The following is a 17,191-nucleotide window of genomic DNA, read 5'->3' as shown; positions in this document are numbered from 1 at the left end:
CGGGCCGTACCTTCACGGCATGCAAACGCGTACCTACGGTATTCGCCACCACGGTCCCGGTTCGGCCCGCCGCCTGCGTGGAGAGCTGGAGCGTTGGCAGCCCGACCTCATTTTACTGGAAGCGCCCGCCGACAGTCTGCCCGCCCTTCTGCAACTGACCGAGCCGGGTATGTTGCCGCCCCTCGCCCTCGTGCTGTACGAAGCCCGCGACATCGAACGTGCGAGCTTTTACCCCTTCGCGCGCTTCAGTCCCGAGTACCAGGCCCTCGACTGGGCCCGCGACGCCGACGTGGAGGTACGCCCCATCGATCTGCCGGCCCAGATCTACCTGGCGCAACGGGAGGAAAAACCACTTTCCCTCTTCCCCGAACCCAAAATTGACGAGCCCTCACCCATCCCCGGAAAAACCCGCGCGGAACTCCGCGCCCAACTGCGGCGCGACCCCCTCTCCGTGCTGGCCGAACTGGCCGGTTATCCCGACAGTGAAAGTTGGTGGGACGCTACGCTGGAACGCGGTGACCGCGACGGTGAGCAGACCTTCGCCGCTATCCTGGAACTGGTGTCCGACCTGCGGGCTACCTTCCCCGAAGCCTCCGACGCCGAGAATGAACAACGGGAAGCCTACATGCGGGGTGAGATTCGCAAGGCGCTTAAGCAGGGATTCGAACGCATCGCCATCGTTGTGGGGGCCTGGCACGGACCCGCGGTGCACGATACCACCATCCACAAAGCCGGCACCGACAAGGCAATTCTGCGGGGGCTGCCGAAGGTGAAGGTCAGCCAGGCGTGGGTGCCGTGGTCGTTTCCCCGCCTGAGCCGGGAAGGAGGCTACGGCGCCGGCGTGACCTCGCCGGCCTGGTACGCGACGCTCTTCGACTTTCCGGACCGCGCCGTAGACCGGTACATGGCCCAGGCCGGAATACTCCTGCGGGAGCAGGATTTCGACGGTAGCCCCGCCATGGCAACGGAAGGGGTAGCCCTGGCGACCACGCTGGCCACCCTGCGGGGCCACGAACGTCCCGGGATCGACGAACTCGAACAGGCCGTACTCAGTACCCTGGCCGCCGGAAAGCGGGAACGCCTCGATCTCATTCACCGCCGGCTGACCGTTGGCGAGGAGGTGGGCTTCGTGCTTCCGGACGTGACCACCGTCCCCCTGCTGGAAGATCTCCGGGCCGAGATCAAGAGTACCCGCATGAGCAAGCTCTGGGAGCGGGCGGGGCAGCACTACCTGAAGGCAACGAAATCCGATCCCCGGGGCGGCATCGATCTGCGGCAGTCCAGCGACCTGCGCAAGAGTCACTTGCTGCACCGCCTCAACCTGCTCGACATCCGCTGGGGCAAACTCCAACCCGGTGGCCCCGATAGCCTCAGCAGTTTTCGGGAAGTGTGGCTTATGGAGTGGCAACCGGAATTTAGCCTGCTGGTCCTCGAACGGGGGAGTTACGGAAATACGGTTGCCGCCGCCGCCGCCGCTTACGCCCGCGAACGGGCGGCTACCCTTACCGGCGTCGGGGCACTGGCCGATCTCACCCTGCAGTGTCTGCGCGCCGCCCTCCCCGAAGTGGTGCCGCGGATGATGGAACTGCTGCGTGCCCGGGCCGCCGCGACCACCGACGTGCCTTCCCTGCTGGCCGCCCTGCCCGCCCTGGTCCGGACGAGTCGCTACGGCGACAGCCGCAAAACCGATACCACCGCGCTACTAGTCGTTATTGACGAACTGGTGCCCCGCGTGGTGGCCGGATTGCCCGCCGCGGCCACTCACATCGACGCGGAAAGAGGAGAGGAATTGCTGCGGCTTCTCTCCGCGGCCAACTATCACCTGGCCCAACTGGACAACGAACCGTTGGATGATATCTGGCTGAGCGGATTGGCCCGTACCGCCGCCGCCCCGTCGGTAAATCCGGGCGTGGAGGGACACTGCCTGCGGATCCTCTATGACCGGGAGGTAATTTCCGCCGACGAGGCCGCCCGGCGGTTTTCGCGGGCACTGTCCCGGGCCCACGGAGCCGCCGCCGTCGCGGACTGGATCGGCGGATTTCTTCACGGAAGCGGTCAATTACTCCTGCACCATCCCCCCCTGTATGGGTTGATCGACGCGTGGGTGGCCGGCCTGGCCTGGGACGACTTCGAGAGCGTACTGCCGATGCTGCGCCGCACCTTCGCTACCTTTTCCGTGTACGACCGCCGTCGTCTGATGGACATGACCACCACCGATGTTGCCGCCGCCGTTCCGGCAACTGCTCCGGAGCCACCGCCGCCGCCCGATCCGCTCGTGGACCGGCTGCTGGAATGGATGGCCTAAAAAATGAAAAATAAATCGCTCACCGTGGTGACCTCCCGCCGGGTCGGCGTCTATTCGATTGTCTACAGGCTACATACACAGGCACACCCAAGAAAATGGCACCGCACTAACTCCGCGATCGCCCCAATTTCACAGAACTCACTTTATACTTTGCTACAAAATGACACGTTTTAAGCCCTCGCCGTTCCGGTGGGGGCTCTTTGTGTGTAGCCAATCCATTGGGGAATCCGGTGTACCGGATTTGCGGCCTCGTTTATCTTTGCCGTATGGCTACCCCAACGGAAGAAAACTACCTCAAGGCACTCCTTTCCCTGACCGACGAAGACGGAAAAGCCGGTATTTCGGAACTGGGAAAGGCCCTCGGAGTGAGTACGCCCTCCGTAAACAGTATGGTGCGTAAGCTCAGCGACCGGGGACTCGTGGAGTACCGGCGGTACCAACCCCTGCGCCTTACGCCCGCCGGTCGCAAGGCCGCCGCCCTCGTGGTCCGGAAGCACCGGCTCACCGAAATGTTCCTCGTGGAGGTTATGGGTTTCGGCTGGGAGGAAGTACACCACATTGCCGAGCAGATCGAGCACGTCGACAGTCCGGACTTCTTCACGCGAATGGATAAACTGATGGGGCACCCCACGGTCGACCCCCACGGTTCGCCCATTCCCACCGCCGAGGGGGAGATACAGTCGCCCGACCACCGCCGGCTCGACGAGTGCCTCGTCGGGGAAACGGTCACCATTACCGGTCTGGAGCACTCCTCCAGCGACTTCCTGCACTTTCTGAACGACCGCGACCTCAGTCTGCGCACGGAGCTGACGATCCACCGGCGGGAGGAATTCGACGGCTCCCTCACCGTTTCCTATCCGGGGCACGACCGCGAAGTACTCAGTAAGGTCGTGGCCAGCAAACTGTTGGTGGGGTAGGGCAGGGGTCAGTCGTCCACCAGCGGGCGGCGCTTGATCATGCCGCCGTGCACGTCGCTGATGCTCGACATCGTGATGAACGCACGGGCATCGATGTCCTGGACCAGCAGCGTCAGTTTGCGGATTTCGAGACGCGTAATGACGACGTAGAGAATGTCGTGGTCCTCATCCTTGCGACCCGTATACCCGAATCCACCCTGGCCGCGGTAGATGGTTACCCCGCAGCCGATCTGCTCGATGAGTGCCGTACGAATGGCGATGTTCTGCTTGCTGATGATGGTGACCCCCGTGTATTCCTCCACCCCGTCGATGATAAAGTCGAGCGCCTTGGAGGCTACGATGTAGGTCAGTAAGGAGTACAGTGCCTGCTCCACCGAGAGGATGGCCGCCGCCGCGAGAAAGATCACCACGTTGATGAGGATCACCCAGTCGCTGACCTTGGCGCCCACCTTGCGGCTAAGGAAGATGGCGAGCACCTCCGTACCGTCCAGTACGCCGCCTCCGCGCATGCTGAGGCCGATGCCCGTACCGATGAAGAAGCCCCCGAAAATAGCCACCAGTAAGCGGTCCTCGGTCAGGAAAGGAAAGTTGATGGCCCCGACGGCTATGGCCAGCAGGCCGATCGCAATGGCCGTTTTGATGGCAAACGTACGTCCGATCACCACCCGCGCGAGCATGAGGAAGGGCACGTTGATCACCACCAGCAGTACGGGAAGCGACCAACCCAGACTGTTGGCCAGCAGCAAACACACCCCGGTAACGCCACCGTCGATGAACTGGCTCGGCAACAAAAGCCCCTTGAGGCCGAAGGCGGCGCTGAGCACGCCCAGGCAAATGAAGAGGCCATCGGTGAGCTGGTCGGTGGTGTGTCGGTTCATGGGCAAGGTCGTAAAGGGGAGCTCGGCCGCGCGACCGGACGGGTTACAGGTCGTAAGCCACGCCCAGCCGGGGCACGATGCCGACCGTACTGAATCCGCTTACTTCCACGAAATCACTATCCGTGAGGTTTTGTACCTCACCGAAAACGGTCAGTCCGCGCGCGCCGCCGAAGCGGTACTCGGTGTAGACGTTCACGAGTGCGTAGGGTTCAAGGGTAGGACGCAGGGGGGCGAAATTTTCGTCGAAGATCAGATCCTGCCGCTCCCCGGTGTAGCTTCCGGTCAGGCGCAGCAGAAAGGGCGATTCCGCCCGGTAAGTAACTCCCGCAAAGGAGGTTAACCGTGGCCGGCGGGGAAAGTCCGTGGTTTCGGTGACCTGGTCGGGTGCGGTCTGCTCCCGCAGTCTCCCGCTCACGTAGGTCAGGTTGCCGCTCAGGTGGAAGCGCTGGCCGATACGCACGGCGGCTTCGAGCTCTATCCCCCGGTCGCGCAGCGCGTCCCGGTTCAGGTAGCCCTCCTGAAAATCGTAGACGATCAGCTGCTCGATGTTGCGCTGAAAGACGGCCAGGTCGATCCGAAACTTTCCGGTGGGGTCGTCCAGTCGGGCACCCACCTCGACGGAGGTCGACACCTGGGGCTGTAGCTCGGGGTTCGCGCCGAAGGGACCGCCGAGCTGATCGGGGGTCGGGCTCTGAAAGGCGCTGGCTACGGAGGCCCGGAAACCGAGTCGTTCGCTGGCCCGCGCGCCGACCGCCACCGAATAATTACTCTGCCCCCCGAAATCGCCGTGGTGGTTGTACCGGTATCCCGCTTCCACCAGCCACCGCTCGGCGGGAATCCAGTTAAACTGGAGGTAAGGGGCTAGGTTGACGGCGGTGAGATTGGGCACGTCGGGGAAGCTGCTCTCGAGTTTTTCGTGCCGCAACTGAGCCCCCGCCGTCAGGTGAAGCGAGGGTCGGGGGCGTAAAATGGCGTACGCGTCCCCCTGGTGGGCCCGCCCCCGGAAGGGTGATCTTCCGAAGGCCGCGTCGTCGAATATGCGGTCCGTGGCGGCATAGGTGTACCGCACGCCCGCGCTTGTTTTTCCCTTTACGTAGTCCGCGGCCAGGCTGGGCAGCCACAGTTCGTTGGTGTAGGTATTTTCCGCATCGGTGAAGGGACCCGCGTCGTAATCGCCGGCGAAGGTCGCGTGGCGCAGGGCGGGGCGGATGGTCCAGTGTTCGGTCGGGCGGTAGGTCAGTCCCGCGGAATAGGTATGGCGTTGCGCGCCGTCGCGGTCAAAGTCGTGTTGTCCGGAGGCGGGTTCGGCCGCTTCACTGAGTCCCCGGGTCGTGTAGTAGTCGTAACCGAGGCGGTATTCAAGTTTTTCGGTGCGACCACTGGCGGCCACGCTTCCCTCGTAGGTATTGTAGCGTTGGGCGGCGGCGCGCAGGTGCCAGCGGACGGGGGAAGAGCCATCCCCGGCCGGAGCCGTATGGGCGGGTTCCGTAATGAGATTGATGACTCCGGCCACCGCATCCGATCCGTAAAGCAGCGAACGCGCACCCCGCAGAATTTCAATTCGCTGGATTCCGCGTAGGGACAGCAGCCGCAGATCGACCGCCCCGCCCAGGGAGGACGGGTCGATGAGTGGTTGCCCGTCCACCAGGATCAGCGTGTACTGATTGCCGCCGTTGCGCAAGAAGACGCTCTTGTCCTTGCCCGGATTGCTGTACGCCCCGTTGATCACGATGCCGGCCTGCTCGTTGAGGAGTTGGCTGAGGTCGGCGGATCGCGCGATCGTTGCAGAGTCGATCACCGTCACCCGATCCGGACTCTCCACCGCCGGCCGGGCGTACCGCGCCCCGGTCACGATCACCGCATCCCCGGTAGTTGATAGGGTGGGGGCGCTCTGGGCGGAGAGTTGGCCGGAAAGGAAGATGCAGAAAAACAGGAAAGCCGTACACTGGTGCATGGTAGCGGGGTTGCCGGCGAGAGAAGGGTGGGCGAATGGCGGGTACGCGTGCTTGGGAGAAGGGAGTACCCATCCGTGCACGCTACCGGTCTACCTGCTACCAACCTGGTCCTTTCTCACCGAAAGACGAAGGAATATGACGCGATCCGGCAGGTCTTCTGGCTCGCCCCGCCGGTTCACCGCCTTCCCAGACGATCGAGTCCAGTGGCATCGTGGTGGCCGGCACGCGGGGCTTACAGCTGCGGGGACAGCTCCGGAGTTTCACCGGATTCCCTTACCTGATTGCGCCGCGAAGGTAAGCTGCCTTCACCGACAAAGCCTTAATTTACCGCATGTGTATCTGCGCTACCTTATCCTTCCGCTCTTCCTGCTCATGGAGCAGCCGCTAGAAGCCCAGTCCCGACCCCGCGACCTCGGCGTACCCTTCGGCGTCATGCCACCCGGTCCGCTCAACGCGATCACCGACGTAGAGGGGGTAAGAGTAGGGCATACTACCCTGATCCGGGGCGACAGCATCCGCACCGGCGTGACGGCCATCCTCCCCCACGCCGGTGATATGTACCGCGAAAAGGTGCCGGCCGCCATCCACCTCGGCAACGGCTACGGTAAGCTGGCCGGCTATAGTCAGGTGAAGGAACTGGGCGAGTTGGAAACGCCCGTAGTGCTTACCAATACCCTCAGTGTGGCCACCGCGACGAATGCGCTGATCACGGCCTGCCTGTCCGGCAATCCCGAAGTGGGAAGCGTCAACGCCGTCGTAGGGGAAACGAACGACGGCTACCTCAACGACATCCGGGGCCGCCACGTCACGGAGGCCGATGTCCTGGATGCCCTCGCCGCCGCCGCGGCCGGCCCGGTGGAGGAAGGGAACGTCGGGGCGGGTACCGGCACGAGTTGCTTCGGCTGGAAGGGCGGTATCGGCACCTCGAGCCGGCGGTTACCGGAAAGCCTCGGGGGCTATACGGTGGGCGTACTCGTGCAGACGAACTTCGGCGGAGTACTGCGAATCGCGGGCGCTCCCGTGGGGAAGCAACTCGGACAGTACTACTTCCGCGACCAATTGGAGGAACACGCGGACGGCTCCTGCATGATCGTAGTGGCTACCGATGCGCCCCTCGGTGCCCGGAATCTGGAGCGACTGGCGGCCCGGGCCATGCTCGGACTGGCCCGCACCGGCGGCATCGCCAGCAACGGGAGCGGCGACTACGTCATCGCCTTTTCCACCGCGACGGAGAACCGGATTACTCCCGGGGCCGATCGGATCAGGCAACTAAGTGAATTGAGTAACGGTGCCGTTTCCCCCCTCTTTCTCGCCGTGATCGAAGCGACGGAAGAGGCCATCATCAATTCCCTCTTCGCGGCGGAAGACATGACGGGGCGCGACGGCCACCAGCGCGAGGCCCTACCGGTAGAAGAAGTGCTGGAGATGTTGCGCTGAGAAGGTCGGCTTTCCGGGAGAAAGTGGGCACCCGCGTACCCGCCAAACCGGCGCTAAAGTATCTTTAGCGTTCAACCCCGATCAGATCGCCCGTGAAACCCTTGTTCCTAGTTGTATTTTGTGCTTTCGTCACCGGTTTAGGAAGCCAGTCCCTCACTTTTGATTCCCGTACCGCCAATGAACCACCCAGCGCTACGGTGGTCCGGTTCGCGAAAGGCATTACGCTGGACGGTAAGCTCGATGAACTGGAATGGCAAGCGGGGGAGCCCGCCAAGGATTTTTGGGAAACTTTTCCGGCCGATACCAGTCGTTCGGTGTACCCGACGGAAGTTTACTTCGGCTACGATGATCGCAACCTCTACGTTGCCGCCATTTGCCGCACGGTAGGTAACGACTTCATCATTCCCAGTTTGCGCCGCGACTACCGGGCCGGCGGCAACGACAACATCACCTTCGTCTTCAATCCCTTCCGCGATAAGACCAATGCCATTGTCTTCGGCATGAACCCCTACGGCGTGACCCGCGAAGCGCTGATCTCCAACGGCGGCGAGAACCGGCAAGATTTTCAGGAGAACTGGGATAACAAGTGGCGCGGTGAGAGCTTCATCGGCGAAGACTACTGGTCGTGCGAAATGGTGATCCCCTTTTCCAGCCTTCGTTTCCCCAGCGGAGCCAGCGAGTGGTTCTTCAACAGCTACCGGATGGATACCCAGAGCAACACCCGCAGCACCTGGCACCGCATCCCCCAGAACCAGATCATCATGAGCCTTGCCTATATGGGAAGCCTCCGGTTCGAGGGTGGCGCCCCCCTGGCCCAGACCAAGAACATCGCCGTCATCCCCTACGCCGGGGGAGGGCTGCGCCGCGATTACCAGAACGGTAAGTCCACCGACTTCGACGGCAACGTCGGCGGCGACGCGAAGGTCGGTATCGGCAGCGGGCTCAATCTCGACCTCACCGTGAACCCCGACTTCAGTCAGGTGGAGGTCGACGAGCAGGTCATCAATACGACCCGTTTCGAGGTCTTCTTTCCCGAACGGCGGCAATTTTTCCTCGAAAATGCCGACCTCTTCGGCTCTTTCGGCTTCGAGCGGGCCAACCCCTTCTTCAGCCGGCGCATCGGCGTGACCCGCGATACCACCACGGGCGAGGGGCTCCAGAACCCCATTTACTTCGGGGCCCGGCTGAGTGGAAAACTCAACGACGACTGGCGCATCGGACTGCTCAACATGCAGGCGGCCCGCAACCTCGATCAGGGATTGCCCAGCTTCAACTATACCGTAGCCACCACCCAGCGACGCATCGGGGCGCGGAGCAGCGTGGGCGGCATCTTCGTGAACAAGCAAAATTTTACCAGCTTTTCGGATACGACGGAGACCAATCCGGATTACAACCGCGTCGTCGGCTTCGACTACAACCTGGCCACCCGCGATAATGCCTGGAACGGGAAGACCTTCGTGCACCGCAGTTTTTCGGAGCGAGAGGGCGGCGACGATTACACCCACGGCCTGAACCTCGAGTACCGTCACCGGCACTGGAACGTAGAGTACGCTCACCTGTACGTAGGGGAGGACTTCAACGCCGAAGTAGGCTTCGTACCCCGGCGGGGCTACTTCACCAGTGGAGTGGAGGCGGCCCACATCACTTACCCCGCCAATCCGGCCGTGGTGGAAAAAGGTCCCGTCCTCGAAGCCCGGGTATTCTCCCAACCCGGCGACGGACTTACCGATCGCAACCTGATGGCCGGATACCAGTGGCGGTTTACCAATACCAGCCGGTTCAACCTCGGCGCCGGCTACGAGTACATTTTCCTGTTCAAGGACTTCGACCCCTCGCGCACCGGAGCTACCCCGCTACCCGGCGGGCGGGGCTACGGCTACTGGCGGGCCGGGGCCGAGTACGAAAGCGACTCCCGCAAGCGGCTCAGTACGGGTCTGGAAACCGAAGTGGGCGAGTTCTTCAACGGCTACGGCTACAGCCTGAGCGGCAACCTACAGTATCGGTACCAACCCTTCGGCAGCATCGATCTGCGCTTCAGTTACCAGTACGTAGACCTTCCGGAGCCTTACGCCAGCACGGCGCTGTTCCTGATCGGACCGCGCATCGACTTTACCTTCTCCAAGTCGGTCTTCATGACCACCTTCCTGCAGTACAACGACCAGATCGACAACATCAACGTGAATGCCCGCCTGCAGTGGCGTTTCGCGCCGGTGAGCGATTTTTTCCTGGTGTACACCGACAATTACGACAGCCTCGACTTTGGCGTGAAGAACCGCGCCCTCGTGGCGAAAGTCACCTACTGGCTCAATATCTGAGTGCTCGAATACCCCCCGGGGTGTAAGCTGAATTGCCGGATGCGGAAAACCTTTGGGTTCGGCATACCGTTGCGTCACCCGCCAACGTTAAGCACACCACTTCCCATTGCATGCGGCTAAATACCACCGTCTCCCTTCTACTGTTTTTTTTCCTCTGCACCGCGCCCGCCCGGGCTCAGCTACAAATGCGTGGCCTGGAACTGGGAGCGTGGGCGGGGTCGTCCTTCTACCTGGGTGATCTGAACACGGAATTTCGCTTCAACCACCCGAACCTGTCCGGCGGGGTCGCGGCCCGGTACAACTTCAACCACCGGATCGCCGTACGGGGAAGTTTCAACTACGGTCACGTGGAGGCCTACGACCGCGAGAGCGAGAATACCTTCGAGCGCCTGCGCAACCTGAGCTTTCGCTCGAGTATCCGCGACCTGACCGCTCAGTTTGAATTCAACTTCCTGCCCTATTTCCACGGGAGCCGGGAGTATTTCTTCACGCCCTATGCTTTTGCGGGAGTCTCCGTACTTCACTTCACCCCCACGGCCGTAGCCGACGGGGGGCAGGTGGTGAACCTGCGTCCACTGATGACGGAGGGGCAGGATTACGGCAGCTTCAGCACGGCCTTCGCCTACGGGGTGGGCGTGCGGTGGGACCTGACGTACGAACTGAGCATGGACGCCCACCTGAGTATGCGGAACGCCTCTACCGACTACCTGGATGACGTGAGCACGATCTACCCCGACCTCGGTCAACTGGCCGAGAGTAACGGCGACCTGGCCGCCCGGATGAGCGACCGCAGCCGTCCGCCCATCGAGGGTGGCCCCCGACTGGACCGCGAGGGCACCCAGCGCGGTGACGATTCCGTCAACGATCGCTACCTGTTCCTCGGGATCGGCATCAACTACTACTTCGGGGACGTGCTATGCCCCCAGATTGAAAAGGGGAAGGCCCGCCGCCGCTCGAAAAAGGAGAGTAAGCGGCGGCGGAAGCGGCGGTAACTAGAATTCCACGATCCCGCGCTTGATGTCCCGGACCAGTCCCGGACCGGCGTACACCATACCGCTGTACACCTGGATGAGCCGGGCACCCGCGGCCAGCTTCTCCCGGGCGGAGGCCACGCTGTCGATTCCCCCCACACCAATGATGTCGAGGGTGCGTCCGCTCTGCTCGTAGAGGTAGCGAATCACCTCCGTGGACCGTTCGCGCAGCGGCGCGCCGCTGAGGCCGCCGTTGCCCAGGGCGGCAACCGCCGCGGCGTTCGTGCGAAGTGGCGCGCGGGCTATGGTCGTATTGGTCGCGATGATGCCGGCGATACCGGTGTCGTTCACGATCTGCAGGATATCGTCGAGCTGGCCCTCCGTCAGGTCGGGGGCGATCTTGAGGAGGATAGGTTTCCGGTGCCAGAGTTCGCCGGGCCGTCCGAGTTCGGTGGTGCTCCCGCGCGCCGCCGTCCGCCCGAGGGTAAGGTTGCGTTCCTGCAATTCGGTGAGGAGAGCCGTAAGGGGCTCGCGGTCCTGCAGTTCCCGCAGGTTGGGAGTATTGGGGGAGCTGACGTTTACGACGAAGTAATCGACCAGCGAGAAGAGCCGCTCGAAACACTTAAGGTAGTCGGCGGTAGCCTCTTCGTTGGGGGTGAGCTTGTTCTTGCCGATGTTCCCACCGAGCACCACGTTCCCGGGCCGGCCGTCGCGCAGGAGCCGGCGTGCCAGTGCCTCGACGCCTTCATTGTTGAAGCCCATGCGATTGATGAGCGCCCGGTCGGCCGGCAGGCGGAAGAGGCGGGGCGAAGGGTTTCCGCCCTGCGGCAGGGGCGTGACGGTACCGAGTTCTAGAAAGCCGAAACCCAGACTCGACATGTCGCGGTAGTACTTTCCGTCCTTATCGAAGCCGGCGGCCAGTCCGACGGGATTGGGAAAGGGGATGCCGAAGCATTCGGTCCGCAGGCGGGGGTCCTCGTAGCGGTAAGTCTTGCGGAAAAGATCGCTTACGCCGGGCAGGGACAGGGTAGCGGCCAGACCCTGGACGGTGAGGGCGTGGGCGCGTTCCGGGGCCAGACGAAACAGTAAGGGTTTCAGAATGCTGTACATGACGCGAAGGTAAGCTCCGGGCGGCGACGAGGGTTACGGCTCTACGTATCCTGCAGCACCAGTAGCGGGACGGGGCAGTCGAAAACGATTTTACTGACCGTACTGTCGTTGAAGATGCGGCCGAAAAAGCCGCGGTCGTGGTAGATCATGCACAGGAGGTCCGCGCGATGCTGCTTAACGGCCTGCTGAATGCCCTCGCTGATCGAGCCTTCCTTCCCCGAACGTACCTCGAAGCGGTGGGTGATGCCGGAGAGGTATTCGGGCAGTTTCGGGTCGTAGCCCTGGCCGTCGCCGTCGCGGTCGCCGTGGTACACGATCAGTTCGGCGCCGTAGGCCCGCAGCAGTTCCACCAGGGGTTGCAGGACGTGGGGGCCGTCGATGGATTGATCGTCGATGGCCAGGACGATGCGATTAATGTCTTCGAAGGGTGCCTTGACGGGAACCGCCAGTACGGGCAGTTTGGAGTTCTTGATGACGGCGTTCGCTACGCTGCCGGTGAAGAGTTCGCGGGCGGCGGTGGATCCCTTGGTGCCCATGACGATCAGATCGTAGTCCTTGGCCTTCGCGACCCGGGTGATGGTCCGGCCCGGATCGCCATCCACCGTATGGATGTCGATGGTCGCGCCGTTGGTGAGCTGGCCACTTACTTCCTGCTTCACCTGCTCCATCGTCTCCAGGGCTTGTTCCCGGATTCGCTTTTTAATGTCGACCAGGGCACCGGCCGAGGCGCTGTACGGTTCTTCCACGGCGGAGACCAGGGAGAGGAGGCTGCCGAAGCGGTTGGCGAGGGAAACTCCGTAGTGGACGGCGCTGCCGGCGCTGTCGGAGTAGTCGGTGGCGACCATTATCTTTTTCATGCTGCAGGTGGGTTGGTGAGGTAATATACATACACCCAGGTATCCGGAGCGGTTCGGTGCGGCGTTTACCCGCCCCAAATTGCTACCTTTGCCCCCCAGACGATCATGTACTTCGACCAGCTCATCCACCAGCCTCCCGGGCTCCACCAGCTTCGCCGCATGGCTTCGGCCGACCGACTGCCCCACGCGAATCTGTTGCTGGCCCCCCCGGGTACCGGCGGGCTGCCGGCCGCCCTGGCCCTGGCTAATCTGTTGCTGTGCGAGGACCGTCAGGGAACGGACCGCGATAACACCTGCGGCCGCTGCCGGGCCTGCCGTAAAACCGCCGGGGCCGTACACCCCGACCTGCACTTCACCTTCCCGACCGTAGGCTCCAAAATGACGAGTGACCCCTTCCTGCCCCAGTGGCGTACGGCTCTCCGGGAGAGTCCCTACCTGGAAGCAAACGACTGGCTACAGCGGATCGGCGCCGAGAACAAACAGGGCAACATTACCCGCGAGTCCTGCGCCAACATGCTGCGCAAGCTCCACCTGAAAATTTTCGAGGGGCGCTACAAGGTCATGCTCATCTGGCTGCCGGAGTACCTGGGGAGTGAAGGCAACCGTCTCCTGAAAATGATCGAAGAGCCGCCGGAGCGGACGATCTTTTTTCTCGTAGCCGAGCGTCCCGACCTGATCCTCACCACGATCCTCAGTCGCTGCCAACTCACCAAACTCGCGCCGCCTACGGACGCCGAGATCAGTCTGGCCCTGGCCCGACACGAGGGCGTGACCGCCCCGGCGGACCTGCGGGAAACCGCCGCCCGGCTGGCCGGGGGCAATTACAATCTCGCGCTCTCCCTCGCGGAGTCGGAAACCGAGTCCCACGGCGCCCGCCTGCTCGACTGGATGCGGGCCTGCTTCCAGGGCAGTCCGGCCCGGCTGGTCGCCTGGACGGAGGATTTCGCCAAGCTCGGTCGCGAAACCCAGAAACACTTTATCCGGTACAGCCTCCACTACTGGCGGGAGTTTCTCCTGCTCTCCGTGACCGGCAACGATAACCCGGGCGTGCGCCTGCTTCCCGAGGAGCTGCGCAGTGCCACTAAAATGCTTCCGCTGGTCGACCACGATCAGTTGGCGGGCATCATACAACTGTTGAGCGAGTGCGCCGAACACATCGAGCGCAACGCCAACCCCAAAATCCTTTTTCTGGATGCGGGCATCCGCATTCACCAACTACTCCGCCACCGCGCTCCCGCCAGCCGGGTCGCAAGGGCGTAAACATAAATTGACATACCATGGGATGTACATCCTGCGGAACTCCCCAAGGCTGCGGAAGCAAAGGCAACTGCGGCACGGGCTCCTGCAACAAAATGAGCACCTTCGACTGGCTCAGCCACCTGGGCATCGACGACAGTTATTCCACGGATATCGTGGAGGTAAGCTTTAAGGACGGAGCCTCCAAGGGCTTTTACCACGCGCCCGCAGCCCTCGGCACCTACACCGGCGACTACGTAGCGGTCGAAACCAAGAACGGCTACAACGTCGGCTGCATCACCCTCAGCGGCGAACTCGTGCGGCTGCAACTCAAGAAAAAGAACGTCAAGCAGGCCAAGGTCACCGAAAACGTCCTGCGTAAGGCCAATGCCCGTGACCTGGAAAAGATGCACGAGGCGCGGCAACTGGAATACCCCGCGTTGGTGAAGGCCCGCGCCATCGCCCGCACCAATCACGTCAATATGAAGGTGACCGACGTGGAGTACCAGGGCGATTGCCGCAAGGCCACCATTTACTACACCAGCGACGAGCGGGTAGACTTCCGCGAGCTGGTCCGCCAGTTTTCCCACCAATTACGCGTAAAGATCGAAATGCGCCAGATCGGCCCCCGCCAGGAATCGGGCCGCCTCGGCGGTATGGGAAGTTGCGGGCGCGAACTCTGCTGCTCCACCTGGCTCAGCGATTTCCAGAGCGTCAATACCGCCGCCGCCCGCTACCAGAACATCGCCATCAACCAGAGCAAACTCTCCGGACAGTGCGGCCGCCTCAAGTGCTGCCTGAACTACGAGCTCGATACCTACATGGAAGCCCTCGAGGCTTTTCCCAAGAAGGCGGACAAACTGCGTACCGAAGCCGGCCTCGGCATTCTCATCAAGACCGACATCTTCAAGGGACTCATGTACTACACCTACCGCGAAAACCGCGGCCTGCTCTTCCCGATCCCCGTGGATAAGGTACACGAGATCCTTGCCCTCAACCGCCAGGACCAGAAGCCCGCCGATCTGCAAACCTTCCAGGTCGTCACGGAAACGAAGGACGATTTCGAGTACGAGGACGTGACCGGAGCCGTCGAACTCCCCGCGGAGAAACGCCGGCGTAAGAGTAAATCCAAGAACCGCCGCCGTAAGAAGGGCGGCGGAGAGGGCGAATCGACCCCGACCGGCGCTACCCCCCAGGGCTCCTCATCCAAGGGAGAGCGCAAGGGGAAGTCCACCAGTAAACGACGCAACAACAACCGCCGCCGTCGCAGTAAGAAGAAGCCCGGCGGCAAAGAGTGATCCCCGCTACATTTGCTCCCCCCGGGCCTAATCTTTTTGTACCTCCACCGGTTCCCTTAGCTGACCATCCCAAACCTTTCCTACATGGACTTTGACGTAACCATCATCGGTAGTGGCCCCGGAGGCTACGTAGCCGCCATTCGTGCCGCGCAACTCGGTCTGCGGACCGCCATCGTAGAGCGCTACAACAGCCTGGGCGGTACCTGTCTGAACGTCGGCTGCATCCCCTCCAAAGCGCTGCTCGACAGCTCCGAGCATTATCACAACGCCCACGAGAAGTTCGGCGAGCACGGCATCGATCTTTCCGGACTGGAGGTCAATATGCCGCAGATGATCAAGCGCAAGAACGAGGTGGTCGACCAGACCGTCAAGGGGGTGGAGTTCCTGATGAAAAAGAACAAGATCGAAGTCCTCTACGGTCACGGCACCCTCACCGGGCCCCACGAGCTGCGGGTAGCCATGAACGAGGGCGAGGACCGCACCATCACCTCCGAGCACTTCCTGATCGCTACCGGCTCGAAGCCCATCACGCCGGGCATGTTCAACTACGACAAGCAGCGCGTAATCACCAGCACGGAAGCCCTCAACATTACCGAAGTACCCAAGAGCATGGCCGTGATCGGCGGCGGGGTCATCGGACTGGAACTCGGCAGCGTCTTCGGTCGCCTGGGTACCGTGGTGGACGTTATCGAACTGGAAGACCGCATCCTGCCCACGATGGACAAGGACTGCAGTAAGGAACTCATGCGCGCGCTGAAAAAAACCGGGCTGAATTTCTTCCTCAGCCACAAGGTCACGGCGGTAGAGGGCGGGGACGCGGGAGCAACGCTGACCTTCGAAAAGCAATCCAACGGGGAATCCACGACCAAGGAGTACGACTACTGCCTGCTCGCCATGGGTCGCCGGCCCTACACCGATAACCTCGGCCTCGACCAGGCCGGCGTGACCGTGGACGACCGCGGCCGCGTGATCGTAGACGATCACCTACGGACTTCCGTACCCCACATCTACGCCATCGGCGACGTTATCCGCGGGGCCATGCTGGCCCACAAAGCCGAAGAGGAGGGTATCTACGCCGTCGAGCACATCGCCGGGCAAAAGCCCCACATCGATTACAACCTGATTCCCGGAGTCGTCTACACCTGGCCCGAGGTCGCCGCGGTCGGCCGGACCGAAGAAGAACTGAAGGCCGCGGGCGTGAAGTACAAGGCCGGGAAGTTCCCCTTCAAGGCCCTGGGACGTGCCCGCGCCAGTACCGATACCGAGGGCATGGTGAAGGTGCTCGCCGACGCCGAAACCGACGAAATTCTGGGCGTACACATGGTCGGTGCCCGCGCCGCCGATATGATCTCCGAAGCCGTAGCCCTGATGGAGTTCCGGGCCAGCGCCGAGGATGCCGCACGTATGAGTCACGCCCACCCGACCTACACGGAAGCCTTCCGCGAGGCGGCGCTGGCCGCCACGGCGGATCGTGCGCTGCACGTGTAGCCGTACTACATGGACTTGGTGGTTGGGGGTGGACTATCGTCCTTCCTGACGAAGACCGTGCCGGGGCCGACCAGTAGGTTCCATATATCCTCGTTCTCGACTACCGTATAGGTATCGTCCATCAACAGGCCGTCCGGGCCGATCTCCTGCATCACCAGCGTCGGTCGTCCCCCCCCGATCAACAGCAGGCGGTGGGGTCGGTTGTCGACCATTACCTCAACGGAATTAATGACGGATACATCTGTCACGAGGGTATCGCGCACCGCCCGTACGCGGTACGTGTCCGGTCCGTGGACCAAGTCCCGAAACTGGGTGGAGGGGGGCGTGGCGGAATCACCGCTTTGCCCGGGGGGTGAGTTGGTAACCGCGAGATAAGTCAGGAGAGCAAGCGCGAGGAAGAGGAGGAGGTTGCGGGTCATGAGTG

13 protein-coding genes and 1 riboswitch are annotated in these 17,191 nt (G+C 62.5%); of the genes, 8 read left to right on the top strand and 5 right to left on the bottom strand.

All coding sequences use genetic code 11. The features are described from left to right. Positions 1–19: 19 nt before the first annotated feature. Entirely contained in the window at positions 20–2,305 is a 2,286-nt protein-coding gene (locus tag NMA52_RS11880; RefSeq protein ID WP_254827887.1) for a DUF5682 family protein, read from the top strand. Positions 2,306–2,571: 266 nt separating this feature from the next. Continuing rightward, on the top strand, positions 2,572–3,222 hold the full coding sequence (locus tag NMA52_RS11875) for a metal-dependent transcriptional regulator (protein ID WP_254827886.1): 651 nt from the start codon (positions 2,572–2,574) through the stop codon (positions 3,220–3,222). An 8-nt stretch (positions 3,223–3,230) separates the two neighbouring features. On the opposite strand, the gene NMA52_RS11870 is transcribed toward NMA52_RS11875, so the two are convergent. Both NMA52_RS11870 and NMA52_RS11865 read right to left on the bottom strand, forming a co-directional pair. Then, positions 3,231–4,100, bottom strand: coding sequence for a YitT family protein (locus NMA52_RS11870; RefSeq protein WP_254827885.1), 870 nt, complete (start codon positions 4,098–4,100; stop codon positions 3,231–3,233). Between the two features lie 43 nt (positions 4,101–4,143). After that, a complete protein-coding gene (locus NMA52_RS11865; RefSeq protein ID WP_254827884.1) occupies positions 4,144–6,054 on the bottom strand; it encodes a TonB-dependent siderophore receptor in 1,911 nt (636 codons plus the stop codon). 130 nt (positions 6,055–6,184) lie between these two features. Next, positions 6,185–6,383, bottom strand: a riboswitch (cobalamin riboswitch). A 44-nt stretch (positions 6,384–6,427) separates the two neighbouring features. On the opposite strand from NMA52_RS11865, the gene NMA52_RS11860 reads away from it, so the two are divergent. The 3 genes from NMA52_RS11860 to NMA52_RS11850 all read left to right on the top strand — a co-directional run bounded on the left by NMA52_RS11860 (position 6,428) and on the right by NMA52_RS11850 (position 10,799). Then, positions 6,428–7,492, top strand: coding sequence for a P1 family peptidase (locus NMA52_RS11860; RefSeq protein WP_256534276.1), 1,065 nt, complete (start codon positions 6,428–6,430; stop codon positions 7,490–7,492). Positions 7,493–7,584: 92 nt separating this feature from the next. Continuing rightward, positions 7,585–9,807: a DUF5916 domain-containing protein gene (locus NMA52_RS11855; protein WP_371930966.1), complete on the top strand. Its 2,223-nt coding sequence runs from the start codon at positions 7,585–7,587 to the stop codon at positions 9,805–9,807. A gap of 110 nt (positions 9,808–9,917) precedes the next feature. Beyond that, positions 9,918–10,799 carry a DUF6089 family protein gene (locus NMA52_RS11850; RefSeq protein WP_254827881.1) on the top strand — a complete coding sequence of 294 codons (882 nt, stop codon included), beginning with the start codon at positions 9,918–9,920 and terminating at the stop codon, positions 10,797–10,799. On the opposite strand, the gene NMA52_RS11845 is transcribed toward NMA52_RS11850, so the two are convergent. After that, a complete protein-coding gene (locus NMA52_RS11845) occupies positions 10,800–11,888 on the bottom strand; it encodes a quinone-dependent dihydroorotate dehydrogenase (protein ID WP_254827880.1) in 1,089 nt (362 codons plus the stop codon). 41 nt (positions 11,889–11,929) lie between these two features. Beyond that, positions 11,930–12,745 carry a universal stress protein gene (locus NMA52_RS11840; RefSeq protein WP_254827879.1) on the bottom strand — a complete coding sequence of 272 codons (816 nt, stop codon included), beginning with the start codon at positions 12,743–12,745 and terminating at the stop codon, positions 11,930–11,932. A gap of 105 nt (positions 12,746–12,850) precedes the next feature. Here NMA52_RS11840 and NMA52_RS11835 point away from each other — a divergent pair, with 105 nt between their 5' ends. The 3 genes from NMA52_RS11835 to lpdA all read left to right on the top strand — a co-directional run bounded on the left by NMA52_RS11835 (position 12,851) and on the right by lpdA (position 16,767). Continuing rightward, entirely contained in the window at positions 12,851–14,005 is a 1,155-nt protein-coding gene (locus NMA52_RS11835; RefSeq protein ID WP_254827878.1) for a hypothetical protein, read from the top strand. A 92-nt stretch (positions 14,006–14,097) separates the two neighbouring features. After that, positions 14,098–15,279 carry a regulatory iron-sulfur-containing complex subunit RicT gene (locus NMA52_RS11830; protein ID WP_254827877.1) on the top strand — a complete coding sequence of 394 codons (1,182 nt, stop codon included), beginning with the start codon at positions 14,098–14,100 and terminating at the stop codon, positions 15,277–15,279. 84 nt (positions 15,280–15,363) lie between these two features. Next, the gene (gene lpdA / locus NMA52_RS11825) at positions 15,364–16,767 is read left to right on the top strand and encodes a dihydrolipoyl dehydrogenase (protein ID WP_254827876.1); all 1,404 of its coding nucleotides are present in this window, start codon (positions 15,364–15,366) and stop codon (positions 16,765–16,767) included. Positions 16,768–16,772: 5 nt separating this feature from the next. Here the strand turns inward: lpdA and NMA52_RS11820 are convergent, their stop codons facing one another. Further along, entirely contained in the window at positions 16,773–17,186 is a 414-nt protein-coding gene (locus NMA52_RS11820; protein ID WP_254827875.1) for a hypothetical protein, read from the bottom strand. Between the last annotated feature and the right edge of the window lie 5 nt (positions 17,187–17,191).

It is taken from the genome of Lewinella sp. JB7 (assembly GCF_024297185.1).
Taxonomy (GTDB): domain Bacteria; phylum Bacteroidota; class Bacteroidia; order Chitinophagales; family Saprospiraceae; genus Neolewinella.
Note: the sequence above shows the minus strand (reverse complement) of the source record. Positions and strands in the feature narration are given on the sequence as shown.